The sequence below is a fragment of the Micromonospora marincola genome, assembly GCF_056150385.1.
The window spans coordinates 725,576-748,644 of sequence record NZ_JAXCFT010000001.1 but is presented as its reverse complement, the minus strand read 5'-3'; the positions used below and the strand labels follow the sequence as shown (position 1 = coordinate 748,644).

18 protein-coding genes are annotated in these 23,069 nt (G+C 70.1%); 6 read left to right on the top strand and 12 right to left on the bottom strand.

Annotated elements, in window-relative coordinates; genetic code table 11:
* Positions 1 to 223: 223 nt before the first annotated feature.
* The 4 genes from ilvC to SM450_RS03550 form a co-directional block, all read right to left on the bottom strand.
* Positions 224 to 1,237, bottom strand: a complete 1,014-nt coding sequence (gene ilvC / locus SM450_RS03565) for a ketol-acid reductoisomerase (protein WP_474618185.1) — start codon at positions 1,235 to 1,237, stop codon at positions 224 to 226.
* Positions 1,238 to 1,295: 58 nt separating this feature from the next.
* Positions 1,296 to 1,811 carry an acetolactate synthase small subunit gene (gene ilvN / locus SM450_RS03560; protein WP_474618184.1) on the bottom strand — a complete coding sequence of 172 codons (516 nt, stop codon included), beginning with the start codon at positions 1,809 to 1,811 and terminating at the stop codon, positions 1,296 to 1,298.
* Complete coding sequence (locus tag SM450_RS03555) at positions 1,811 to 3,736, bottom strand: acetolactate synthase large subunit (RefSeq protein ID WP_474618183.1); 1,926 nt, start codon at positions 3,734 to 3,736, stop codon at positions 1,811 to 1,813. The genes ilvN and SM450_RS03555 overlap by 1 nt, the downstream gene beginning before the upstream one ends.
* 179 nt (positions 3,737 to 3,915) lie before the next feature.
* Positions 3,916 to 6,333 (bottom strand): putative bifunctional diguanylate cyclase/phosphodiesterase, encoded by a 2,418-nt coding sequence (locus tag SM450_RS03550; RefSeq protein ID WP_474618364.1) that lies wholly within the window; start codon positions 6,331 to 6,333, stop codon positions 3,916 to 3,918.
* 129 nt (positions 6,334 to 6,462) lie between these two features.
* Between SM450_RS03550 and ilvD the strand changes: the two genes are divergently transcribed.
* Together ilvD and SM450_RS03540 are read left to right on the top strand one after the other, a co-directional pair.
* Positions 6,463 to 8,310 (top strand): dihydroxy-acid dehydratase, encoded by a 1,848-nt coding sequence (gene ilvD, locus SM450_RS03545; protein WP_474618182.1) that lies wholly within the window; start codon positions 6,463 to 6,465, stop codon positions 8,308 to 8,310.
* A gap of 88 nt (positions 8,311 to 8,398) precedes the next feature.
* Positions 8,399 to 9,112 (top strand): hypothetical protein, encoded by a 714-nt coding sequence (locus SM450_RS03540; RefSeq protein WP_474618181.1) that lies wholly within the window; start codon positions 8,399 to 8,401, stop codon positions 9,110 to 9,112.
* Here SM450_RS03540 and SM450_RS03535 read toward each other — a convergent pair.
* Complete coding sequence (locus SM450_RS03535; protein ID WP_474618180.1) at positions 9,101 to 10,789, bottom strand: hypothetical protein; 1,689 nt, start codon at positions 10,787 to 10,789, stop codon at positions 9,101 to 9,103. The genes SM450_RS03540 and SM450_RS03535 overlap by 12 nt on opposite strands.
* Complete coding sequence (locus SM450_RS03530) at positions 10,786 to 11,037, bottom strand: hypothetical protein (protein WP_474618179.1); 252 nt, start codon at positions 11,035 to 11,037, stop codon at positions 10,786 to 10,788. The genes SM450_RS03535 and SM450_RS03530 overlap by 4 nt, the downstream gene beginning before the upstream one ends.
* Positions 11,038 to 11,240: 203 nt before the next feature.
* On the opposite strand from SM450_RS03530, the gene SM450_RS03525 reads away from it, so the two are divergent.
* Together SM450_RS03525 and SM450_RS03520 are read left to right on the top strand one after the other, a co-directional pair.
* The gene (locus SM450_RS03525; protein WP_474618178.1) at positions 11,241 to 12,122 is read left to right on the top strand and encodes a helix-turn-helix domain-containing protein; all 882 of its coding nucleotides are present in this window, start codon (positions 11,241 to 11,243) and stop codon (positions 12,120 to 12,122) included.
* Entirely contained in the window at positions 12,115 to 12,309 is a 195-nt protein-coding gene (locus SM450_RS03520; protein ID WP_474618177.1) for a DUF397 domain-containing protein, read from the top strand. Before SM450_RS03525 ends, SM450_RS03520 begins: the two co-directional genes overlap by 8 nt.
* Positions 12,310 to 12,354: 45 nt before the next feature.
* Here SM450_RS03520 and SM450_RS03515 read toward each other — a convergent pair whose 3' ends face one another.
* Genes SM450_RS03515 through SM450_RS03500 form a run of 4 tightly spaced genes read right to left on the bottom strand, consistent with a single transcriptional unit; the run spans position 12,355 to position 19,509 of the window.
* Positions 12,355 to 15,285: a type I restriction endonuclease subunit R gene (locus SM450_RS03515; RefSeq protein WP_474618176.1), complete on the bottom strand. Its 2,931-nt coding sequence runs from the start codon at positions 15,283 to 15,285 to the stop codon at positions 12,355 to 12,357.
* On the bottom strand, positions 15,282 to 16,463 hold the full coding sequence (locus SM450_RS03510) for a restriction endonuclease subunit S domain-containing protein (RefSeq protein WP_474618175.1): 1,182 nt from the start codon (positions 16,461 to 16,463) through the stop codon (positions 15,282 to 15,284). Before SM450_RS03510 ends, SM450_RS03515 begins: the two co-directional genes overlap by 4 nt.
* Complete coding sequence (locus SM450_RS03505; RefSeq protein WP_474618174.1) at positions 16,460 to 17,953, bottom strand: type I restriction-modification system subunit M; 1,494 nt, start codon at positions 17,951 to 17,953, stop codon at positions 16,460 to 16,462. Before SM450_RS03505 ends, SM450_RS03510 begins: the two co-directional genes overlap by 4 nt.
* On the bottom strand, positions 17,950 to 19,509 hold the full coding sequence (locus SM450_RS03500; RefSeq protein WP_474618173.1) for a type I restriction-modification system subunit M: 1,560 nt from the start codon (positions 19,507 to 19,509) through the stop codon (positions 17,950 to 17,952). Before SM450_RS03500 ends, SM450_RS03505 begins: the two co-directional genes overlap by 4 nt.
* Before the next feature lie 377 nt (positions 19,510 to 19,886).
* On the opposite strand from SM450_RS03500, the gene SM450_RS03495 reads away from it, so the two are divergent.
* Entirely contained in the window at positions 19,887 to 21,308 is a 1,422-nt protein-coding gene (locus tag SM450_RS03495; RefSeq protein ID WP_474618172.1) for a stress response protein, read from the top strand.
* Here the strand turns inward: SM450_RS03495 and SM450_RS03490 are convergent.
* Positions 21,239 to 21,952, bottom strand: a complete 714-nt coding sequence (locus SM450_RS03490; protein WP_474618171.1) for a trypsin-like serine protease — start codon at positions 21,950 to 21,952, stop codon at positions 21,239 to 21,241. The two genes, SM450_RS03495 and SM450_RS03490, sit on opposite strands and share 70 nt — an antisense overlap.
* A 101-nt stretch (positions 21,953 to 22,053) precedes the next feature.
* Complete coding sequence (locus SM450_RS03485; RefSeq protein ID WP_474618170.1) at positions 22,054 to 22,650, bottom strand: TetR/AcrR family transcriptional regulator; 597 nt, start codon at positions 22,648 to 22,650, stop codon at positions 22,054 to 22,056.
* A gap of 28 nt (positions 22,651 to 22,678) precedes the next feature.
* On the opposite strand from SM450_RS03485, the gene SM450_RS03480 reads away from it, so the two are divergent.
* Positions 22,679 to 23,029: a DUF4386 domain-containing protein gene (locus tag SM450_RS03480; RefSeq protein ID WP_474618169.1), complete on the top strand. Its 351-nt coding sequence runs from the start codon at positions 22,679 to 22,681 to the stop codon at positions 23,027 to 23,029.
* Positions 23,030 to 23,069: the final 40 nt, after the last annotated feature.

The window sequence follows — 23,069 nt, the reverse complement described above, 5'->3', positions numbered from 1 at the left end:
CGCACTGCGCCCTGCGCCGATCCGTGCCATGGCCGTCGGGTGCCGCGCGAGGGCACCACACCAAGGATGGTAGGGCGCGGCCCGCCCTCCGGGTCACGGACCGTGGGGTGAGGGCCCTCACACAGTCCGTCGCACGCCCGACATCCGCCGTTCACGCGCGCACGGCGGCCCGCGGCCCGACGCCGGGGAGAGCGTCGGATCGCGGGCCGCGCGGTGCGTCGGGTCAGGCGGTCTCGGTGAGCGGCCGGTCGACCCAGCTCATCATCGAGCGCAGCTTCTGACCGGTCTCCTCGATCGGGTGCGCCGCGCCCTCGGCCCGCCACTTGGCGAAGTTGGGCCGGCCGGCCTCGTCCTCGGCCACCCACTCGCGGGCGAACTCGCCCGACTGGATCTCGCCGAGGATCTTGCGCATCTCCTCCTTGACCCGGGCGTCGACGACGCGCGGGCCACGGGACAGGTCGCCGTACTCGGCGGTGTCGGAGATGCTGTAGCGCATCCGGGCGATGCCGCCCTCGTACATCAGGTCGACGATGAGCTTCAGCTCGTGCAGGCACTCGAAGTAGGCCACCTCGGGCGCGTAGCCGGCCTCGGTGAGCACCTCGAAGCCGGTCTGCACGAGCGCCGCCGCGCCGCCGCAGAGCACCGCCTGCTCGCCGAAGAGGTCGGTCTCGGTCTCCTCGGTGAACGTGGTCCGGATCGCCCCGGCCCGGGTGCCGCCGATCGCCTTGGCGTACGCCAGGGCCAGGCCGAACGCGTTGCCGCTGGCGTCCTGCTCGACGGCGACCAGGCAGGGCACGCCCTTGCCGTCGACGTACTGGCGGCGGACCAGGTGACCGGGGCCCTTCGGGGCGACCATCGCCACGTCCACCTCGGCCGGCGGCTTGATCAGGCCGTACCGGATGTTGAAGCCGTGGCCGAAGAAGATCGCCTTGCCGGGCGCCAGGTTCGGCGCGATGGCGTCGGTGTAGAGGCCGCGCTGGGCGGTGTCCGGCGCCAGGATCATGATCACGTCGGCCTCGGCCGCCGCCTCGGCCGGGGTGAGCACCCGCAGGCCCTGCTCCTCCGCCTTGGGCCGGCTCTTCGAGCCGGCGGGCAGGCCGATCACCACGTCGACGCCGGAGTCGCGGAGCGACAGCGCGTGCGCGTGGCCCTGGCTGCCGTAGCCGATCACGGCGACCTTGCGGCCCTGGATCAGGCCCAGGTCGGCGTCGTCGTCGTAGTAAACCTCAACGCTCATTGACTTCCCTTTCCTACGGCGGTGCCCGTCGGCCCGTCGAAAAACTGGTGGGTACGGATCAGGCGGCGCGCAGCGCCGGGCCGGCGGTGATGGCGCGGGAGCCACGCCCGATGGCCACCGTGCCGGACTGGACCATCTCCTTGATGCCGAACGACTCCAGGTCACGCAGCAGCGCGTCGAGCTTGTCCGGCGTGCCGGTGGCCTCGACGGTGAGTGTGTCCGGCGCGACGTCGACCACCCGGGCGCGGAACAGGCTTACCGTCTCCAGCACCTGGGCGCGGGCGCTGCGGTCCGCGCGGACCTTGACCAGCAGCAGCTCCCGGGTCACCGACACCTGCGGGTCCAGCTCCACGATCTTGAGCACGTTGACGAGCTTGTTGAGCTGCTTGGTCACCTGCTCCAACGGCGAGGACTCGGCGTTGACCACGATGGTGATCCGGGAGACGTCCGGGTTCTCGGTCTCGCCCACGGCGAGGCTGTCGATGTTGAACCCGCGCCGGGAGAACAACCCGGAGACCCGGGCCAGGACACCCGGCTTGTTCTCGACAAGCACGGACAGCGTGTGCAACGTCATTAGATATCGTCCTCGTCGAAGGCCGGGCGCACGCCCCGGGCGAACATGATCTCGTCGTTGCTGGTGCCGGCGGCCACCATCGGCCACACCATCGCGTCCTTGCCGACCACGAAGTCGATGACCACAGGCGCGTCGTTGATCGCCATCGCCGCCTCGATGGTCTTGTCCACGTCGGCGGCGTTCTCGCAGCGCAGCCCGACGCAGCCGAGCGCCTCGGCGAGCTTGACGAAATCCGGGATGCGGTGCTTGTGCGTGCCCAGCTCGGTGTTGGAGTAACGCTCCCCGTAGAACAGGGTCTGCCACTGCCGGACCATGCCCAGGTTGCCGTTGTTGATCACGGCGACCTTGATCGGGATGCCCTCCAGCGCGCAGGTGGCCAGCTCCTGGTTGGTCATCTGGAAGCAGCCGTCACCGTCGACCGCCCACACCGTGGTGTCCGGCCGGCCGACCTTGGCGCCCATCGCCGCCGGCACGGCGTAGCCCATGGTGCCCAGGCCGCCGGAGTTCAGCCAGGTGTTCGGCTTCTCGTACGAGATGAACTGGCTGGCCCACATCTGGTGCTGCCCGACGCCGGCGACGTAGATCGCCTCCGGGCCGGCGATCTCGCCCAGCCGCTTGATCACGTGCTGCGGGGAGAGCGTGCCGTCGGCCGGCTCCTCGAAGCCGAGCGGGTAACGCTCGCGCAGGTCGTCGAGCTGGGTCCACCAGTCGGCCAGGTCGACCGCCGGGTGGGCGGCTCGCTCGGCCACGACCGCCGCGATCAACTCGTCGATCACGTGCCGCGCGTCGCCCACGATCGGGACGTCGGCGTGCCGGTTCTTGCCGATCTCGGCCGGGTCGATGTCGGCGTGCACCACCGTGGCGTCCGGCGCGAACGAGTCAAGCTTGCCTGTCACCCGGTCGTCGAAGCGGGCGCCGAGCGCCACGATCAGGTCGGCCTTCTGGAGGCCGTAGACCGCGGCGACGGTGCCGTGCATGCCCGGCATGCCCAGGTGCTGGCGGTGCGAGTCGGGGAACGCGCCGAGCGCCATCAGCGTGGTGACCACCGGGATCCCGGTCAGCTCGGCCAGCCGGCGCAGCCCCTCGGTGGCCCCGGCCTTGAGCACGCCGCCGCCGACGTAGAGCACCGGGCGGCGGGCGGCGGCCATCAGCCGGGCCGCCTCCCGGATCTGCTTGCCGTGCGGGTGCAGGGTGGGTCGGTAGCCGGGCAGGTCAAGCGTGGGCGGCCAGGAGAAGGTGGCCTCCGCCTGGAGGACGTCCTTGGGGATGTCGACGAGCACCGGGCCGGGCCGGCCGGTCGAGGCCAGGTGGAACGCCTCGGCCAGCACCCGGGGGATCTCGTCGGGGGTCTGCACCAGGAAGTTGTGCTTGGTGATCGGCAGCGTGATGCCCTGGATGTCGGCCTCCTGGAAGGCGTCCGTGCCGATCGACGGCCGGGCCACCTGGCCGGTGATCGCCACGATCGGCACCGAGTCCATGTAGGCGTCCGCGATCGGGGTGACGAGGTTCGTCGCGCCCGGACCGGAGGTGGCGATGCAGACGCCGACCCGGCCGGTGGCCTGCGCGTAACCGGTGGCCGCGTGCCCCGCGCCCTGCTCGTGGCGGACCAGGATGTGCCGCACCGTCGAGTCGTAGAGCGGGTCGTACGCCGGCAGGATCGCGCCGCCGGGGATGCCGAAGACCACGTCGACGCCGAGCGCCTCCAGCGACCGCACAAGCGAGCCGGCGCCGGAGACCTGCGCGGCGGCGGGCTGCCGTACGGGCGCGGCGGCGGTGGTGTCCGCGCCGGCCGGGACGGTCCGGCTTCCGGCCGGGGCGGCGCCCGGGCGGGGGGCGGGAGCGTGGTCGGGGTCGCCGGCCGCGCCGGCGCCCGGGCGGGCTCGTCGGGCGGAGTGGGCGAGGGTCTCTGGCGTGGGTCTCGTCATGGCGGTTCAGGCCTTCGGCTGTGAGTGGGTTACGCGGTTGTCAGGATGGGACGCGGGCGTCCCGGCAATGGTCCGACGGCAACAAAAAAGCCCACGTGCAGATGCACGGGGCCAGCGCACTCTCAGTGGGAGAGTGCGCTCAGGTAAGTACTCGCAGCGACCGGTTCGACGACATGTGGCTAAGCCTGACGCATCTCACGCGATGAGTCAACTGATCCCACATTTTGGTTGACGGCTGTGGGCGCCTCGGCCGCCGGCACCACCTCCGCACCCGGCGCCACCTGCGGTGACGCCTCCATTTGGGGGCGCGGCGCGGGCGGATTGTTCCGCAGCCTGGGCAGCAGCGGCGACGGGCCGCGCACCGGCGGGGGCGGCGGCGACGGCGGGGCCGCGGCCGGCCGGTTGCCGGGCGCGGTGGCCGCCTCCAACATCGCCTCCAGGTGCTCGGCCGGCACCCCCCAGCCGAAGAGCGCGCCCTGACCGAACCGGCAGCCGGCGGCCACCACCGCGGCCAGCTCCGCCGGATTCGTCACCCCCTCGGCGATCACCTCCAGACCGAGCTGGTGACCGAGGCGCATGACGATGTCGACCATCGGGGCGAAGGCCGGCCCCTCGCGGCCGACCGGCCGGACCGGCTCGTGCTCGGCCACCAGACTGTGGTCGATCTTCAGGATGTCGATCGGCAGCCGCCGGAGCTGCCCGAGCGAGGAGTAGCCGGCGCCGAAGTCGTCGAGCGCGATCCGTACGCCGGTCAGCCGCAACGCGGTCAGCCGCCGGATCAGCTCGTCCAGGTCGGTGGCGACGGCGTGCTCGGTGACCTCAAGCACCAGCCGCTGCGGCGGCACGTGGTGCGCGCGCAGCGCGTCGGCGACCTGGACCACGTATTCCGGGGCGTGCAGCTCGCGCGGCGAGACGTTCACCGACACCCAGACGTCGTGCCCGTCGGCCAGCCAGCGGGAGAGCTGGTAGCAGGCCTGGTGCAGCACCCAGGCGCCGAGCTTGGCGATCATCCCGCACTCCTCGGCGAGCGGGATGAACTCGTCCGGCCGGACGTTGCCCAGCTCCGGGTGGTGCCAGCGGAGCAGCGCCTCCGCGCCGACCGGTCGGACCGAGGGCAGCGACGCCACCGGCTGGAAGACCAGCCGCAGCTCGTTCCGCTCGATCGCGCCACGCAGCTCGTGCTCCAGCCGGGTGCGCCGGCTGAGCAACTGGTCGTACGTGGCGTCGTAGCGCTCGACCCGGTTCTTGCCGCGCTGCTTCGCGTAGCGCAGCGCCAGGTCGGCGTTGCGCAGCAGCAGCTCCACGTCGTGGTCGCCGCGGCTGCCGGCCACCCCGATGCTCACCGAGAGGAAGACCGGCCCGTCCGCCTCCTCGTACGGCCGGCCGAGCACCCCGAGCAGCCGCTCGGCCACCGGCCCCGGCTCGGCCGACCCGTGCATCAGCACCGCGAACTCGTCCCCGCCGAGCCGGGCGGCCAGGTCACCCGGACGCAGGTTGCCGCGCAGTCGCCGCCCCACCTCGGCCAGCACCGCGTCGCCCACGTCGTGCCCGCGCATGTCGTTGACATTCTTGAAGCCGTCCAGGTCGAGCCCGAGCAGCACGCACGGGACGCCGGTCTCGGCGCACCGGTGCAGGGCACGCAGCAGCCCGCGCCGGTTGGCCAGGCCGGTGAGCGGGTCGGTGTGCGCCAGCTCACGGAAGTGCGCCTCCCGCTCGGCCAGCCGGACGGCATAGCCGCGGACGTCGTTGAGGGCCAGGTACTGCCGGGCCACGAGCGCGAACCCCTCGGCGCTGCCCGCCACGATGCCGAATCCGTCGAACCGGCCACCCTGGGTGAGGTGGTACATCGCGGAGGCGGCCATGGCGAACATCGGCACGAAGGCGTACTCGCCGTCGCGCCGGATCAGGTCGACGTCGAACCGCGTCGCATCGGCGTGCCGCCCGGCCACGGCGACCGCCAGCAGGCCGGCGGCGGTCACCACCGCGCCGGTCGCCAGCATGCCGGGGCCGCCCTGGCACAGCCCGGCCGACACGGCCAGCCCGCCGAGCGTCACCGCGATCGCCCCGGCGCCGAGCAGGGCCAGCCAGCCGCGCGGCGGGGCGGCCCGGAGCACCAGGATCAGCGTCAGCCCGACGGTGAGCGCCGCGCTGACGGTCGCAAGCAGGATCGGCAGGCAGGCGACCGGAGTCGCCGCGCCGAGCAGCCGGGTCGGCGAGCTGACGGCCACCCAGCCGACGAACCAGAGCGCGGTGGCCATGACCACGCCGTCCAGCAGCAACCGGGCGGTGGCGGCCCGGGTCGCCGCCGCGCCGGGCAGCCGGAGCAGCGCGGCCCCGAGGCCGAGCCCGGCCAGCGTGGTCGACACCGAGACAAGCGTGGCCCAGCCCGTGCGCTGGCCCTGCCGGTGCGTCCAGTGGTCGCCGGCGACAAGCATGCCGCCGAGGCCGAGGAGCAGGCTGAGCAGGGCGACCGAGCCGGCGACGGCAAGCAGCAGGTGGGCCTGTCGGCGGGGGCAGACGCGGCGGCGGGCCGACCCGGCGAGCATCACGACGGCGCCGGCCGCGGCGAGACCGCTCAACGACGTGACGGTGACCATCCCCGGGGACGACTGCACACGTCCAACTGTGCCGGATTCGCGCCTCCCGTGGGGCACCGGGTGTGCAACTGTTGGGACACGGGACGCGCGGGTGGGAACGGGCGGCCCGGCGGTGTCAGACTGGTACCCATGCCTGAGCTGCGGTCGAGGACATCCACCCATGGTCGGACGATGGCCGGCGCCCGGGCCCTCTGGCGGGCCACCGGGATGACCGACGACGACTTCGGCAAGCCGATCGTCGCCATCGCGAACAGTTTCACCCAGTTCGTACCCGGTCATGTCCATCTGAAGGACCTCGGCGGCCTGGTCGCCGACGCGGTGGCCGACGCCGGCGGCGTGGGGCGGGAGTTCAACACCATCGCCGTCGACGACGGCATCGCCATGGGCCACGGCGGCATGCTCTACTCGCTGCCCAGCCGGGAGCTGATCGCCGACGCGGTGGAATACATGGTCAACGCGCACTGCGCGGACGCCCTGGTCTGCATCTCGAACTGCGACAAGATCACCCCGGGGATGCTGCTGGCCGCGCTGCGGCTGAACATCCCGACCGTCTTCGTCTCCGGCGGCCCGATGGAGGCCGGCAAGACGGTGGCCGTCGAGGGCGTCGTCCACTCCAAGATCGACCTGATCGACGCCATGATCGCCTCCTCCAACGAGGCGGTCACCGACGACCAGCTCGGCGAGATCGAACGCTCCGCGTGCCCGACCTGCGGCTCCTGCTCCGGCATGTTCACCGCCAACTCGATGAACTGCCTGACCGAGGCGATCGGCCTGGCGCTGCCCGGCAACGGCTCGACGCTCGCCACCCACGCCGCGCGCCGGTCGCTCTTCGTCGAGGCCGGCCGCACCGTCGTGGAGATCGCCAAGCGCTGGTACGACCAGGACGACGCCTCCGTGCTGCCCCGCTCGATCGCCGGGCGGCCGGCGTTCGAGAACGCGGTCGCCCTCGACGTGGCGATGGGCGGCTCGACGAACACCGTGCTGCACCTGCTCGCCGCCGCCCGCGAGGCGGAGCTTGACTTCGGCGTGGCAGACATCGACGCCATCTCCCGGCGGGTGCCGTGCCTGGCCAAGGTCGCCCCCAACTCGCCCGACTACCACATGGAGGACGTGCACCGGGCCGGCGGCATCCCGGCCATCCTCGGCGAGATGGACCGCGCCGGCCTGCTCCACCGCGACGTGCTCGCCGTGCACTCCCCAAGCCTCCAGCAGTGGCTTGCCGACTGGGACGTCCGGGGCGGCTCGGCCACCCCCGAGGCGGTCGAGCTGTTCCACGCCGCACCCGGCGGGGTGCGCACCACCGAGCCGTTCTCCACCACCAACCGCTGGTCGTCGCTCGACACCGACGCCGCCGGCGGTTGCATCCGGGACCGCGAACACGCCTACAGCGCCGACGGCGGGCTGGCCATCCTGCACGGCAACCTGGCACCGGACGGCTGCGTGGTGAAGACCGCCGGGGTGCCCGAGGAGTGCCTGACCTTCCGAGGGCCGGCGAAGGTCTACGAGTCGCAGGACGACGCGGTCACCGCCATCCTGGCCAAGGAGATCGTCGCCGGGGACGTGGTGGTGATCCGCTACGAGGGCCCGAAGGGCGGCCCCGGCATGCAGGAGATGCTCTACCCCACCTCGTTCCTCAAGGGGCGCGGCCTGGGCCGTTCCTGCGCGCTGCTCACCGACGGCCGGTTCTCCGGCGGCACCTCCGGCCTGTCCATCGGGCACGCCTCCCCGGAGGCCGCCTCCGGCGGGCTGATCGCCCTGGTGCGCGACGGCGACGAGATCGTCATCGACATCCCGGCCCGCTCCATCGAGCTGAACGTGCCCGCCGACGAGCTGGAGGCGCGCCGGGTGGCCGAGGAGAAGCGCGACCGCCCCTACACCCCCACGGACCGCCAGCGCCCGGTCTCGGCCGCACTCCGCGCGTACGCGTCAATGGCCACCTCCGCCAGCGACGGCGCCTACCGCCGCGTCCCGGAGTAAGGAGGGGCCCCCGCTTAACGCCTCCGGTATAGGAGGGGGCCCCGCTTAACACCCGTCGCCGGTAAGGTCCGGCGGCGTGGAGACGACGGTGAGTTTCGCGCGACTGGTCCGACCGGCGATCGACCGGGTCTACGCGGGCGCCCGGTGGGCGGCCCGACCCCGGATGGAGGCGTTCTACGCCGAGCGAGGCTGCGACCTCGGCGCTGAGAACAGTTTCTTCTCCGGCGTGCTGGCCCGGCCGATGCCCGCCGACGCGTTCGCCGACGGCCTGGTCTACACCTCCGCCAGCATGGAGAAAGAGCTGAAGCAGGGCATCTTCGTCCGCGACGACGAGGGTGCCTGGCACCTGACCGAGTTGGGCCGGGAGTTGACGCTGTTCGCGCAGCGGGCCACCGGCGAGGCCGCCGAGGAGCTGTGGGGGGCGCTGCTGCCCGGCGTACTGCCCGGCCTGACCATCGTGCCCCGGCTCGCGGACCTGGTCGGCCGGGTGCTGGCGCACGGTCAGGCCACCGGCGGGCCGGCGTTCCGGGCCATGTCCCCGCCGTACGAGCCGGAGGGCGCCTCCCCCGCGCTGCTGCTTGTGACGCGGCTGAGCTCGCTGCGGCACCACCGCGCCGACGCGCACCGGGCCGCGTGGCGGGCCGCCGGCCTGACCGCCGACGAGATCCGCGCGCTGCCCGACGGGTCGGAGCGCGCGGCGATCGAGGCCGACACCGACCGTCGCGACGAGCCGGCGTACGCGGTGCTCACCGACGCCGAGCGGTGGGAGTTGCTGTCCGGGCTGGCTGCCCTACCCAACTAGGCGCACGCCGCCGTCGTCATGGCGGTGCACGGTGTGGCCGTCGCGGGTCACGCGCAGGGTCAACGCCCGGCCGGCGTGCTGCGCAGCGAGCCGGAGCAACGCGGGCACCGGGTCGGTGACGGGCTCGCGGGCCGGTGAGCCGGGCACCGGAAGCGGCTCGTCCGGGTCGGTAGGGACCAGTTCGGCCACGTCGTCGGTCAGGTGGGTGAGGCAGTCGTCGAGCGCTGCCGCCAGGCTGGGCCGGGTGGGCAGGTCGTCCGGATGCACCGGGGCGTCGCGCGGGCGCACCTCCACCGACCACCACCGGCCGTCCGGCCACAGCGGGTGGCCGGCGTGCCGCCGCAGGTCGAGCACGCTGAGGTGCAGCGCCAGGTCCAGGCCGAGCACGAGCCGGACCAGCTCGGACGGCGGCGGCACCGTCGGGCGGGCGGCGGTGACGAGAAGCCGACCGGCGGGCAGGTCCGCCCCGGCCCGGCGCACGTACTCCCCCACCGGGTCGGCCCCGACCCAGGGCAGGGTGACGTATCCGTCGCGCAGGTCGCGGGCGATCATGTGGCCGCCGTCCGCCTCCGCCAGGTCCTCCCCACGTACGCCGAAAACGCGCGCCCACGCGCCGAGCCGGTAGCGTTCGGGGAGCTGCACCACCGGCCGGCCGTCCGGCGCGGTGGCCACCGTGCCGGTGGTCTCCGGGGTGCCGCTCCGCCAGGTCAGGTGCACCACCCGGTGCCGCAGGTCGGTGACGGTGACCAGCACCGCCGAGCGGTCCCGATCGGGAGCCGGTGCGCCGAGCCGGGACGGTTCGAGTGGCTCGGCGACCCGACACAGGGGCGGCCGTCCCCGAACCGCCGACCAACCGAGTGAGCCGGCCTGCCGCAGGCCGGTGAGCCACCAGCCGCCCTCCCGCCACACCGCCTGGGCGCCCGGCCGGTCGACACCGCCGGCCAGCTCGGCGAGGACGCGTCGCTCGATCCGGCCGACCGGCTCGATCGGTGCCGGAACCGGCGGTCCCTGCGCCGTGCCGCAGCGCCGGGGGCCGGCGTCGAGCGGCCGGGCAGGCGCGGACCGTCCCCGCTCGGTGAGGCCGGCCAGGGCTGCCCGCGCGTCGGTCAGCGTCAGCGCGGTCGCCAGGTCGGGGCTGCCCTCGACCGGCCCGCCGGGAACGGGTGAGCCGGGCATTTCGTAGCGGACCGTCCACACCCGATGGCCGTCGCATCGGCGGACCGTCACGACGAGGTCGAGCAGGAGTAGGTCAGCCAGGCGGCAGAGCTGGGTGAGCCGGATCTGGGGATCCACCGGGGACCGGGCGGTCGAGCCGCCCACCCAGAGCCGCCACGGGCGGCGGGCCGCGTCGGCGAGGGCCTGCGCCGCGAGGATGTGCCGCTCGGTGGCGGGCAGCTCGGGACGCCAGGCCGGCGGGAGGCGTACCCGCAGTGGGTCGGGGTCGAGCGCGACGGCGACGGTGGACGCGAGGTCGCGTACCCGGGTGGTCAGGTCGGCCACCGCGCCACCTGCCGGATTCGGTCGGGGATCGAGGTCGGCGGGCGTCACCCGGTGGGAGGCGACCGCGCCGGTGTCGGTGTTGGCGACGGTGAGCAGGAGCTGCGCGCGGCGGCGGCCCCGCCAGTGGCAGCGCGGGCAGCCGCCGTCGCACTCCGGGCACGCGGCCGTGTCGCTCACCGCGGCGGCCTCGGCGCGCAGGGACCGTCGTGGTCGACGCGACGCGCGCACCGGCGGCGGTCGGGCAGCGGCAGGTCGCAGAAGACCCGATGGCGTACGCCCTGCGCGTCCTCGAAGCTGACGGTGACTTCGCCGGCGTCCACCTCGGACAGGAAGCTCACAGAGCGGGCCAGCGTCCCGGCGAAGTGCCGGGCGGCGGGCAGGTCGGTCGCGGTGAAGGGCAGGTGCGCCACGAAGCGCTCACTCATGGGATTCCCAGAACAGGTACACGAGAACACCACTCCCATTTCCGATAACCGCTAGGACAAAGCTTTCGCGCTGGCCATCCTGTGGCTTTGTCGGCCTCGGCGCAACGTACTCAAGCCCCGATTCTTGACTTATTTCTCCGTAACCGATATGCATTCCGGAGAGGGCATTCCGGGTGTTGCAAAATGGGACGGAGGCGGGGGCGTTGGCCGAGGACATGGGTTCGACGGTGCCGCGACGGCAGCTCGGCCGGGCGCTGCGGCAGTTGCGCACCGAGGCCGGGGTGACGCTCGACGCGGCGGCCGAGGCGCTGGAGTGCAGCCGGCAGAAGGTGTGGCGGATCGAGCGCGGCCTCGGGTCAGCACGCGGGGTCGACGTGCGGGCGATGTGCCAGCTCTACGACGCGAACGCGGAGTTGACCGGCGCGCTGGCCGCGCTGGCGAGCGAGACGAAGGCGAAGGGTTGGTGGCACGCCTACGGCGACGCCATCCCGGACTGGTTCGAGCTGTACGTCAGCCTGGAACAGTCAGCCGGTCGGATACGGCGGTACGACGAAGCACTTGTCCCGGGCCTGTTACAGACCCGCGCATACGCGCTCTCGGTGTACCAACACCGCAGCGAAGTGACCGAGGAGGAGCGGGAACGACTCGTAGAGGTCCGGCTGCAACGGCAGGCCCTCCTCACCAGGCGACTGCCGCCCTCACCGAAGATGGAGGTTGTGGTTTCCGAGGCTGCGCTGCTTCGCCTGGTCGGTGACCGGGAGACGATGGCTGAACAGCTCCGCCACCTGCTGACGATCGGCGAACGGCCCAATGTCCGCATCCGGATTTTGCCGCTCTCTGCGGGTCTGCATCGAGGCGTCGAGGCAGGCACGTTCGTCATGCTGGAATTTCCGCCCGGAGCTCGGGCCACGCCGGAACCACCAGTGATCTACAGCGAGTCATGGACCGGCGCGCTATATCTGGACCGTCCAGAGGAATTCGCCGCCTACGAGAGCATTTGGGCGGGGCTCTGTCAGCTCGTCCTCGATGAAGGACAATCGAGGCAACTGATCCACAAGATCATTGCGGAGGTCCACCATGGATGATCTGACCGGCGCACAATGGCGTAAGAGCACCCGCAGCGGCAGCAACGGGGGCGACTGTGTCGAGGTCGCCGACAACCTGCCCGGCCTGGTCGCCGTACGCGACAGCAAGGATCCGGCGGGTCCGGTCCTCACCTTCACCCCCGCCGCTTGGACCACCTTCACCGCCCAGACCAAGCACACCCGCTGACGGCAGCCCGGGGTGCGGCGGGGTGATGGCCGCCGCGCCCCGGGTTCAGTAGTACTCGCGGATGTAGCCGAGGGCGCGCTCGTACACGTCGTTGTCACGGATCTTGAATTTGATGTAGAGCGTTTTGCGCAGGGACTGCTGGACCTCGCGGTCACCGTCGCGGGTGTCCTGCCAGCCGTCGAAGCGCACCGCCCGCACGACCTCGTCCACCTCCTCGACGACCTTCTCCGCGATGATCGGTGTTCCGTTGCCCTTGAGCGACTGGAACAGCTCGGTGAGCGCCGCCTTGCCCTGCTCCTCGCGGGGGATCTGCGCGGCGGCCTTCTCCGCGGCGACCGTGTCCCGGGCGAGGGCGAACAGGTCTTTGAGGAAGTCCAGGCTGGCCTGCTGCGCGTGGGCGTACTTCTCCCGTAGCGCCGAGAGCCGCTTGCCGAGTTCGACGAAGGCCGGGTTGCCCTTGTGCCTGGCGATGCGGGCGGTAATCCACTTTTCGACCTCGACCGGGTCGACGTCCGGACGCCGGCCGGACATGAGGTCCTCGATCACCTGCGCGTCGAGCACGATCGTATCGAGGTCCGTGCGGGGCACCTCGACGGTGACGTGTTCGTTGATGAGTTCCAGCGTCTTGGCACCGAGGGCGTGCCAGACCAGCCGGCCGGCGATGTCCGAGGGCCGCACCGACTCGTACACGTCGGTGAGCCACCGGTAGTCGGTGGCGTAGGGCGAGACGATCGGGTCCGGGCTGAGGGTTTCCCAGAGTTGGGCGACAACGCTGTAGGCCGCCCCGAACGCGTCGCGGGCCTCGTCGCTGCTGATCGCCGTCTGCGCGGCGATGAGCCCTTCGTAGCCGCCGACGGTCCGGTCGACGCCGGGGAAGAAGGCCAACGCCGCCTCGACGGCTGGGCGGAGCTGATTCTTCAGCACGTCGATGTTGCTGATGACCTGCTGGACGCTCTTCTCGTCGAAGGCGAACGCCTTGGCGACGTTGTCGAAGATGCCCAGGTAGTCGACGATCAGACCGTGCGTCTTGCGCGGCGGGTAGACCCGGTTGGTGCGGGTGATCGCCTGGAGCAGGTTGTGCTCCTTGAGCGGCTTGTCGACGTACTGCGCGTAGAGGATGGGCGCGTCGAAGCCGACGAGCAGCTTCGCCGTCACGATGATGATCTTCAGGGGATCGACCGGGTCGTTGAACCGGGCAGTGATGCGCTCCAGCTCGTCCCGGTCCGGCGAGTATTCCTTCCACGCCTCCGGGTCGCGAGCGGTGCGGCTCATGACGACCGTGGAGGCGTCGGGGCCGAGGATGTCGTCGAGTTCCGCCTTGTAGGCGACGCAGGTTTCCTTGTCGTAGACGACCACCTGCGCCTTGAACCCCTGCGGTTCGACCTTCGCCCGGAAGTGCTCGGCGATGTCCTCGGCGATCCGACGAACCCGCCCGGGAGACTTGATCAGCGACTCCAGCGAGGCGGCCCGCCTGGACAGCGTCGACTTGTCCGCCTCGGTGAGCCGGTGCTGCTCGGCCAGCTCCGCGAAGGCGGCGTCGATCGCGGCCTCGTCGAGGTGGATCTCCGACAGTCGCGGCTCGAAGTGCAACGGCAGCGTCGCCCCGTCCCGGATCGAATCCTGGAACGAGTAGCGCGACAGATAACCGCCTTCATCCTTTGTGGACCCGAACCACATGAACGTGTTGCGGTCGCGGCGGTTGATCGGAGTGCCTGTCAGGCCGAAGAGAAACGCGTTCGGCAGGGCCTCGCGCATCTTCCGGCCGTAGTCGCCCTCCTGGGAACGGTGGGCCTCGTCGACCATGACGATGATGTTGTCGCGGACGTCCAGCACGCCCGGCGCCTCACCGAACTTGTGGACCGTGGTGATGATGACCTTCCGCGCACCGGTGCTGAGCAGATCCTGAAGCTCCCGGCGGCTGTTGGTCGAGACGAGGTTCGGCACGTCCGAGGCGTTGAACGTGCCGGTGATCTGGGTGTCCAGGTCGATCCGGTCCACCACGATGATCACGGTGGGGTTGGTCAGCCCCGCCGTGGCGCGCAGCTTCTGCGCGGTGAACACCATGAGCAGCGACTTGCCCGAGCCCTGAAAGTGCCAGATCAGGCCCTGCTTGACCTGACCGTGCAGCACCCGTTCGACAATCAGGTTCGTCGCTTGGAACTGCTGGAACCGCGCGATGATCTTTATCTTGCGGTGCTTCTTGTCGGTGGCGAACACCGTGAAGAAGCGCAGGAAGTCCAGCACCGCCGCCGGTGACAGCACACCCTCGGCCGCCTCGCGCACCACCGCCAGACCGGACCGCGCCGGGGCGTCGTCGTCTGCCTCTTCCCGCCACGGCCCCCAGAGGCCGACCGGCATGCCGACCGAGCCGTACCGGAAATCCCTGCCCTCGGTGGCGAAGCTGAACACGTTCGGCACGAAGAACGCCGGTACGTTGACCTCGTAGTCCTCGTTGATCTGCGCCGCCGCGTCGATCCAGGAGTACGCCGGCCGGACCGGTGACTTCGCCTCGCCGACAACCAGCGGGAAGCCGTTGCACCACAGCACCAGGTCGAAGCGGCGCTCGATCCGACCGACCCGGTAGGTCACCTCCGTCGAGACGATCCACTGGTTGACGCTCGGGTCCAGGTTGTCGAAGTCGATGAGCCGGACCGTGATGTGCTCGCCGGACGGGCCGAACGGCATCGACTTCTGCCCGGTCAACCAGGCGGCGAACTGCTCGTTGGCGACGACCGGGTTCGGCGTCCGCCGCGCGGCCAGGATGATCGCCCGAAGCTGGTAGATGACCTCATCGGCGCGTCGTGGGTCGGCTTCGATGGCTGGGTTCAGCCGGATCAGGGCCGCTTTGAGCGGCCCCTCCAGTAACACCTCGTCCTCCCGGCGCGGCAACTGCTTGCCGGACACGAACTGGATATCACGAGACGCAACAAGGTCACGAACGAAGTCTCGAACTGTGTTCGCCTCATTGAATCTCACTGGGAGCCCTCCAATACCTGCGCGAGCAGACTTTTCGTCAGGACTCTAGTCTCGGCCAACACGCGCTCCAGTGAGGTGGCCCCAATCACGAAGCGCGAGAGTTCCCCAAGCAGACGCTCCTGCCGGTCAACTGAGACGACCGGAAAGAGCAACTTTGCGAGCGACTGCCGATTGATCTTCACCATGCTCGTCGCACTGCCTGCCGCGGTGCGTCGCATATGCGCTCGTCCATGCGAACTCGATAGGACCGCTTCAGCGAACCTCGGCGTGATTCCATCCACTAGTCGGAGCCGCATCATGGTATCCGGGAAAGAAACGTCATCTCGCGACTCATCAAAGATTCCTACCCGCCCCACAGCTTCCACAGTATTCGCTCTCGATACTAGGAGGTCGCCAGCGGCCAGGGTGGCTGATCGTGACGCATAGCTATCCGGGACGTTCTTCAACTGACCCCTTTGATAGCCATCGACCCCCAAAGCCGCCAAAGACAGCACGTAACGTCCCGTCACGTAGTCCACGGGAGAAGCGGACCATCCACTTTCAGGCGAACGAGCCCACACCACCTCGAACGGAGCAGCCCTTTCTGAAAGCAGATCATCGATTGCCGTGGACAGCCAGTGCATCCGTACAGCACGCATGGCCTTCTGTTCAGAAGCGACCGACAAGCGGTGACGTTCGACAGCCCAGAGTAGATCGGCAAGACGCATCTGTTCATCGAGCGGCGGCAAATCCACTTCGCACCGCTGCATTGGCCCCCACAGCAACCGCGGGTTCATGGAACCGGTTGCTTCGGCGGTCGCATAATCGACGAACGCCTCCGAGGAGAGTACGAACGGCAGGAATTCCTGGAGCAACCCATTCTCGGGGATAGCGTCCAGCACGTAGGTCTTGTCCGCCACGACACCGGCGAAGCTGGGCACGCCAACCTTACGGAGATACGGCCGTGCTGACACGAAGAGCACCTGCCCCGGCTTGAAGACATACCGGAAGGTCGAGCCCATCTGGCCGTCGCCCACCTGACCCCAGCGCTCGATCGTCACGCCTTCGCTGTCGACGTGGCCGCCAGCGACGTAGCGCTCCACACCACTAGCCACCGGGTCGACCTGTGTCCGCGAGCGGCGGATCACGTCACCCAGCCGCACTCGCTTCCAGGTGCTTTTGTCGAGGTTGAGACTCACCGGACCACCTCCTGCCGCAGAAGCGCCATCACACCATCAACGGCTGTGTCGGCCGCTGCGGCAGCCTCCCGCCAGGCCGCGACGCTGACACCAACATGGTCGCTGGCGGTCGTAATCCCTCCTCCGCGTGGCGGTCTGACGTAAAGCGGAATTGCCAGGTTGTAGTTGTTTCCGGCGATCTGCTCTAAGGTAGCGACGGTCGCGAAATCTTCCTCGTCCTGGAATGCTCGGTAGGAGTCGAGGATCCGCTCCTGGTGACGATCGTTGAGGAACGACTGCGCCTGCACTCGGGCAAAGTCACGGACGGCGTTGACGAACAGGATCCGGCCACGCCGATCAGCCGGCTTGCCGGACCGGAGAACGAGCACCACCGCTTCCATGGAGGAGTTGTAGAACAGACCCGGCGCCAGGCCGATCACCGCCTCCACGAGGTCTGCGCGGATCATCGCCTGACGGACCGCCGCCTCGGAGACCCGGGTCAGGACGCCATGCGGCAGCAGCACCGCCGCCCTACCCGACGCCGGGTCGAGACTCTTGGTGATGTGTTGCAGGAACGCGTAGTCGGCGGCGTTCTGCGGCGGCACTCCCCACATGTTGCGGCCGTACGGGTCGTTGGTGAACGCGGTCCGGTTCCACGCCTTGATGGAGTACGGCGGGTTGGCGAGCACCACGTCGAAGGTGCGCAGCCGGTTACCGTCGAGGAAGGCTGGCTTGGTGAGCGTGTCGCCGTACGCGATGTCACCGTCGACGATGCCGTGCAGGAACAGGTTCATCCGGGCGATGGCCGACGTCCCGTAGTTGAGTTCCTGCCCGTACAGTCGCAGGTTGCGCCACTCCTTGCCCTGGCGGCGCAGCTCGGCGGCGGTGGAGATGAGCATGCCCCCGGTGCCGCAGGTCGGGTCGTAGACCGACTCGCCCGGCTCGGGCTTGAGCATCATCGTCATCAGGTGCACGAGTGTGCGGTTGGTGTAGAACTCCTGGGCGGTGTGGCCGGAGTCGTCAGCGAACTTCTTGATCAGATATTCGTACCCCTGACCGAGTTCGTCCTCCGGCAGGTTCGCCACCGACAGTGTCTTGGTGGAGAAGTGCTCGATGAGTTCCTTGACGGTCCGGTCGGGCAGCAGGCTCTTGTTGCCCCACTCGCCGTCGCCGAACACGCCGGTCAGGGTGTCCGGGTTGGCCGCCTCGATCGCCCGCATGGCAGCCAGGACCGCCGCGCCGACGTCGCTGCCGGCCGCGCGGATGTCCTGCCAGTGGGCGCCGTCGGGGATGGCGAAGCGGTGGTTCTCCGGCAGGTCGGCCAGTGCCTCTTCGCCGTAGGCGGCCAGCGCGGCGGCGTGCTCCTCGTCGTAGACGTCGGAGAGCCGCTTGAGGAAGACCAGCGGGAAGATGTACTGCTTGTAGTCCCCGGCGTCGATGAGGCCGCGCAGCACGACGGCCGCGCCCCACAGGTAGGACTCCAGCTCGCGCTGCGTGATGCGGGTGCTCATGCCGTCACCTCCTTCGGGCCGAGGCCCCACTTGGCCAGTTCAACCTCCAGCGCGGCGCGTGTCTCGCGTGCTGCGGCGTGGGCCGCTTCGAGGTCGGCCAGGGCCTGCTCCAACGTGCGTTGCTCGCCGTCGTCGACGGGCGCGACGTACAGCGGGATGTTGAGGTTGAACCCGTTGGCCTTGATGTCGTCGAGCGTGGCGACGGCCGCCAGGCCGGGTGCGTCGGTGAACGACTGGACGGTGCGCAGCAGCGTGTCGGCGTGCTCGGGTTCGAGCGTGTTCTGGTTACGGCCGCGCCGGAACAGCGTCTCGCCGTTGACGAACAGCACCCGGCCCGCGCGCTCTTCGGCCTTCCGCCGACGCAGGATCAACACGGACGCGGCCAGGCCGGTGCCGTAGAAGAGGTTCGGCGCGAGGCCGATCACGGCTTCGACCAGGTCCGCCTTCAGCACGAACTCGCGGATACGCCCCTCGGCGCCCTGGCGGAACAGCGCACCCTGCGGGAGCACGACGGCCACCCGGCCGGTGCCGGGCGCCGCGGATTCGATCATGTGCTGGACCCACGCCCAGTCGGCGTACCCCTTGGGCGGCACGCCCCCAAGCCGGTTGCGGCCCCACGGGTCGGTGCCCCACGCCACGTCGCCCCAGTTTTTGAGTGAGAACGGCGGGTTGGCGATGACGCAGTCGAACTGGGTGAGACGACCGCCGTCGAAGAAGGCCGGCGCACGCAGCGTGTCCTCGTGCTCGATCCTGAAGTCCTGGACGCCGTGCAGGAGGAGGTTCATCTTGGCGAGGCCGGAGGTGGCAAGCACCTTCTCCTGCCCGAAGAGCTTGCCCCAGAGCGTCTGCGGTCGGCCGCCCTGGCGCTTTACGTGCTCGATGACCTCGATGAGCATGCCACCCGTGCCGCAGGCCGGGTCGTAGACCGTCTCGCCCTCCTGCGGGTCGAGGATGTCGACGAGCAGTCTCACCACCGGGCGCGGGGTGTAGTACTCGCCAGCCTTCTTGTTCGACTGGTCCGCGAACCGCTTGATGAGATACTCGTACGCCTGCCCGAACACGTCCGGCGCGACGACCGCGTTGCTCAGCGTCCGGGTGGAGAAGTGCTCGATGAGATCGCGCAGCTTGGCGTCGGGCAGCTTGTCCTTGTTGGTCCAAGCGGCCCCGCCGAAGACGCCGTAGAGCACGTCCGGGTTGACCTTCTCTATCGCCCGGAACGCGGTCACCAGGGCCTGTCCGATGTTCTCGGTGCGGGCGCGCACGTCCTCCCAGAGGCTGCCGGTGGGGATGCCGAAGCGGTGGTTCTCCGGGAACGACGCATACGCGTGGTCGCCGTCCGACTCCGCCAGGGCCCGCTCGTACTCCTCGGTGTAGACGTCGCTGATCCGCTTGAAGAACATCAGCGGAAAGATGTACGCCTTGAAGTCCGCCTGGTCGATGCTGCCGCGCAACAGGTCGGCGGCGCGGGCAAGATACTGCTCCAGCTCCGAGAGGCTGAGCGGGATGGCGAGCGTGTCACGGGGTGTCGCGGAAGCCCGCGCATAACGCTCGGTCATATCGCGGTCCGGTCATGGGTCATGCTTGGTGCTGTCTCCTCGTGCGCGGGCGGTCACGAATCCGTGCCGGTCCACCGTAGTCGCATGGGCGACTGGCAAGGATTCCCGGCACGGGGATGTTCCCGGCGCGCCATCCGACGCGATGCTCACCCGATCGTGCGAGAGCCCGGCCCGCAGTCAGCTACCGGACAGAAGCCGCAGCAGGGCCCGAAACGTTGACGCGGACCTCTCCATCCGGCAGTCCGAGCCGGCCCGGGCGGGTCGCCCGACACCCGACCGGTCAACTCTTTTCGTGCGTACGCGCCAACGATCACGCCGCTTTCCGGGCCGGCCCGCGAGTAACTTCTCGTACCACCGCCTTCACGAGGAGTCATTGCATGTCCGAGGAGACCTGGCTCGCCGCCCGCCTGATCCCCACGTCCGGCATCAACGGCGCGGAGGAACAGGAACGCCGGGCGACCTCCGCACTGTTGGCGGTGATGAGCGCGGTCCGGGAGTTCGGACGGGTCCTGACCCAGTCCCTCGGCGCGCCGGCCGGCACGGTGCAGACCTTCATCGAGGTGCCGTTCAAGCTCGGCAACCAGCAACTCTTCCCGGACGGCCTCGTCCGCGTCACGCGGGGTCAGCGGCAGTGGACCGCGCTGGTCGAGGTGAAGACCGGCAGCAACGCGCTGAAGTCGGAGCAACTGGAGGCGTACCTGGACATCGCCCGGGAACAGGGCTTCGACGCCCTCGTCACGATCTCCAACGAGATCGCCCCGGTTCCGGGCCAGCATCCGACCACGATCGACCGCCGGAAGCTGCGGAAGGTCGCGCTCTACCACCTGCCCTGGACGGAGATCCTGACCCAGGCGGTGATCCAGAAGGAGTACCGCGGCGTCGCCGACCCGGACCAGGCTTGGGTCCTGGGTGAGCTGATCAGATACCTGGAGCACCCCCGTTCGGGCGCGCTGGAGTTCAGCGACATGGGGCCGGCCTGGGTCCCCGTACGAGATGGGGTGTCGGCGGGAACGCTGCGGGTCGGCGACGGCGGCGCGGCGGAGGTGGCCGGCCGATTCGACGCCTTGATCCGCTACGCCTGCCTGCGCCTCGGCCGGCAGTTGGGCACCGACGTCACGCCCGCACTGAGCCGCCGTGACCTCGCCGATCCGGCGGTACGCACCCAGTCGCTCGTCAACCAACTCGTCACCACGGGCACGCTGACCGGAAGCATCCGGATTCCGGGCGCGGTCGGCCACCTTCACCTCACCGCCGATCTGCGGGCCGGGCAGATCGTCTGCCACGTCGACGTCGACGCTCCCCGCACCGGCCGGCCGACCACGAGGGTGAACTGGCTCATCCGCCAACTGAAGGACGCGCCGGAAACGGTACGGGTCGAGGCATTCGCCATGCACGCCCGCGGTGGCGGCGCGACAGATCTCCTGCGCCAGGTCCGCGCCGAGCCCACGACGCTGATCGTCGACCCCGCCCGCGAGTTGCGGGCCTTCCGGGTCGCCCAGAGCACGGCGGCGGGAACCAAGCGGGGCAGCGGACGGGGTGCCTTCATCGATTCGGTCTTGCACGCGATCGACGACTTCTACGAGCAGATCATCCAAAACCTGAAGCCGTGGATGCCCGCACCGCCACGCCTTCGCACGTCGGACGACGTCACGCCCGTGCAGCCGGTCGCCGCCAGCCTCGTCTCCACCGCCATCTCCTCCCAGGACAGCCCGGAACTCGACGCCTCGTCTCACCCCACTCCGGGGATGTCCGTCAAACCTTCGATCCACCCGGCGACCACTGACGTCTGGATGGCATAGCCATAGGAATAGTCAGGCGCGTACGCGTAGTAGATCCCGTAGACGCGGTCGCCCGCCCAGACGCCCGCGCCCGAGTCTCCCTTCACCGGAATGCCGTCGATGGGAGTCAGCCGCATGTGGTCCACGGCGGACCCGTCCACCGACAGGGAGCAGACCCGGAGCGACGGAGTGGGAGCCGATGAGGGAACGGATGGCTGATCCTGACCCCAGCCTCGCACCGCGACGGTGATGCCGGTCTTCAGGAGCGAGTTGGCGTTGTACTTCGCGATGAGGTTCACGTTGCGCACGGACCACCGCAGATGCAGCACCGCGACGTCGTACTTGTCGTTGGGCGCCCAGCCGATGACCGGGACCCCCTCGCCGTACTTCGGTCTGCGGTCGCCGGTCCAGATCTGGAACCTGTCGGGGTCCTCGCCGTCGAAGCAGTGCTTGGCGGTGAGCACCCAACGCTGGCCGATCAGGGTGCCGGTGCACTTGTATCTCGTTCCGGAGTCGGCCCAGATGTTGACCTGGCCGCGGAGCACCCCGCTGGTGGTGCCGCCGAATATGGCAGACGCCGGGGTCGAGCCGGCGAACACCAGCGCGAACGCGAGGCCGGCCGCCGCAGCGGCTGCCGCACCTGAACGGATCAAGCGTCTGATCATGAACAAGGTTCTCCCGTCCACCCGTTGATGTTGGTCATTCTGCACGGGCGGCAGAAGCACCTGATGACAATGCGGTTTCGCGGTGATGACGCAACTCGCCGTCAGCGTGGCGCGCCCGCCCGCGCTCGTTCGAGGCCGTCGAAGAGCAGGTCGAGGGTGAATGCGAACTCGGTCTGACTGTCGCACCAGCCGAGCGTGGGGTCGGCCGCGTCGTGCGTCTCGGCGGCGACCATCGCGGCCAGGTGGGGCAGCCGCTCGGCCAGCGCCGCCAGCTCCGCCTCCGCCGCCTCGGCCCCCTCTTCCGCCGCCGGCTGGAAGACCTCCTGGGCGAAGCCGAGCGCCAGGCTGCCGAAGGCGTGCAGCGCCCGGTGGGCGATCCGGTACGAGAAGCCGCCGTCGACCAGGATGGCGAGGATGCCGTCGTAGTAGGCGTACACCCCGGCGGGGACGGTCAGACGGGCGGTGAGCAGCGCGGGGGCCCACGGGTGGCGCAGCATGACCGTGCGCGCGGCGAGGAAGCGCAGCCGCAGCCGGGTACGCCAGTCTCCGTCGGCCGCCTCCGCCTCGGCGCGGGCGGCGGCCGACCCGATTTCGGCGACGACCGCCTCGACGAGCCCGTCGAGCAGCCCCTCCTTGCCGGGCAGGTGGTGATAGAGCGACATCGCCTCGACGCCGAGTTCGGCGGCCAGCCGACGCATCGCCGTCGCCATCCTCGGCAGCGCCGCCATGCTCGCGACGGCCGTCCAGGTCGCGGGCGGCGGGCCGGGCGACGCCGCCGGCACCGTCCAGACGCTCTACCTCGTCAGCGGGAACCTGTGGGAGGTGGGTGGGATCTTCTTCGGCCTCTGGCTGGTGCCGATGGGCTGGTGCGTGCTCCGCTCGGGCTGGCTGCCCCGGCCCCTCGGCTGGATCCTCGTCGTCGGGGGCGTCGGCTACGTGCTCAAGACATTCGTCGCATACCTCGCCCCCGGTGCGGGAATCGTCGGCGACCTGCTGGTGGTCCCCGCCACCGTGGGCGAGATCTGGATGCTCGGCTACCTGATCACCTTCGGCGTCCGGCGGCGGGCGCTCGGGTGAGGTGGCCGGTTGTTAAGCGGGGCCCCCGCCTATACCGAAT

Coding starts and splice junctions, on each gene's coding strand:
- SM450_RS03505 (WP_474618174.1), bottom strand. CDS start 17,953: ATGAGCACCCGCATCACGCAGCGCGAGCTGGAGTCCTACCTGTGGGGC.
- ilvN (WP_474618184.1), bottom strand. CDS start 1,811: ATGACGTTGCACACGCTGTCCGTGCTTGTCGAGAACAAGCCGGGTGTC.
- SM450_RS03480 (WP_474618169.1), top strand. CDS start 22,679: ATGCTCGCGACGGCCGTCCAGGTCGCGGGCGGCGGGCCGGGCGACGCC.
- SM450_RS03550 (WP_474618364.1), bottom strand. CDS start 6,333: ATGGTCACCGTCACGTCGTTGAGCGGTCTCGCCGCGGCCGGCGCCGTC.
- SM450_RS03520 (WP_474618177.1), top strand. CDS start 12,115: ATGGATGATCTGACCGGCGCACAATGGCGTAAGAGCACCCGCAGCGGC.
- SM450_RS03495 (WP_474618172.1), top strand. CDS start 19,887: ATGTCCGAGGAGACCTGGCTCGCCGCCCGCCTGATCCCCACGTCCGGC.
- ilvD (WP_474618182.1), top strand. CDS start 6,463: ATGCCTGAGCTGCGGTCGAGGACATCCACCCATGGTCGGACGATGGCC.
- SM450_RS03555 (WP_474618183.1), bottom strand. CDS start 3,736: ATGACGAGACCCACGCCAGAGACCCTCGCCCACTCCGCCCGACGAGCC.
- SM450_RS03500 (WP_474618173.1), bottom strand. CDS start 19,509: ATGACCGAGCGTTATGCGCGGGCTTCCGCGACACCCCGTGACACGCTC.
- SM450_RS03530 (WP_474618179.1), bottom strand. CDS start 11,037: ATGAGTGAGCGCTTCGTGGCGCACCTGCCCTTCACCGCGACCGACCTG.
- SM450_RS03485 (WP_474618170.1), bottom strand. CDS start 22,650: ATGCGTCGGCTGGCCGCCGAACTCGGCGTCGAGGCGATGTCGCTCTAT.
- ilvC (WP_474618185.1), bottom strand. CDS start 1,237: ATGAGCGTTGAGGTTTACTACGACGACGACGCCGACCTGGGCCTGATC.
- SM450_RS03490 (WP_474618171.1), bottom strand. CDS start 21,952: ATGATCAGACGCTTGATCCGTTCAGGTGCGGCAGCCGCTGCGGCGGCC.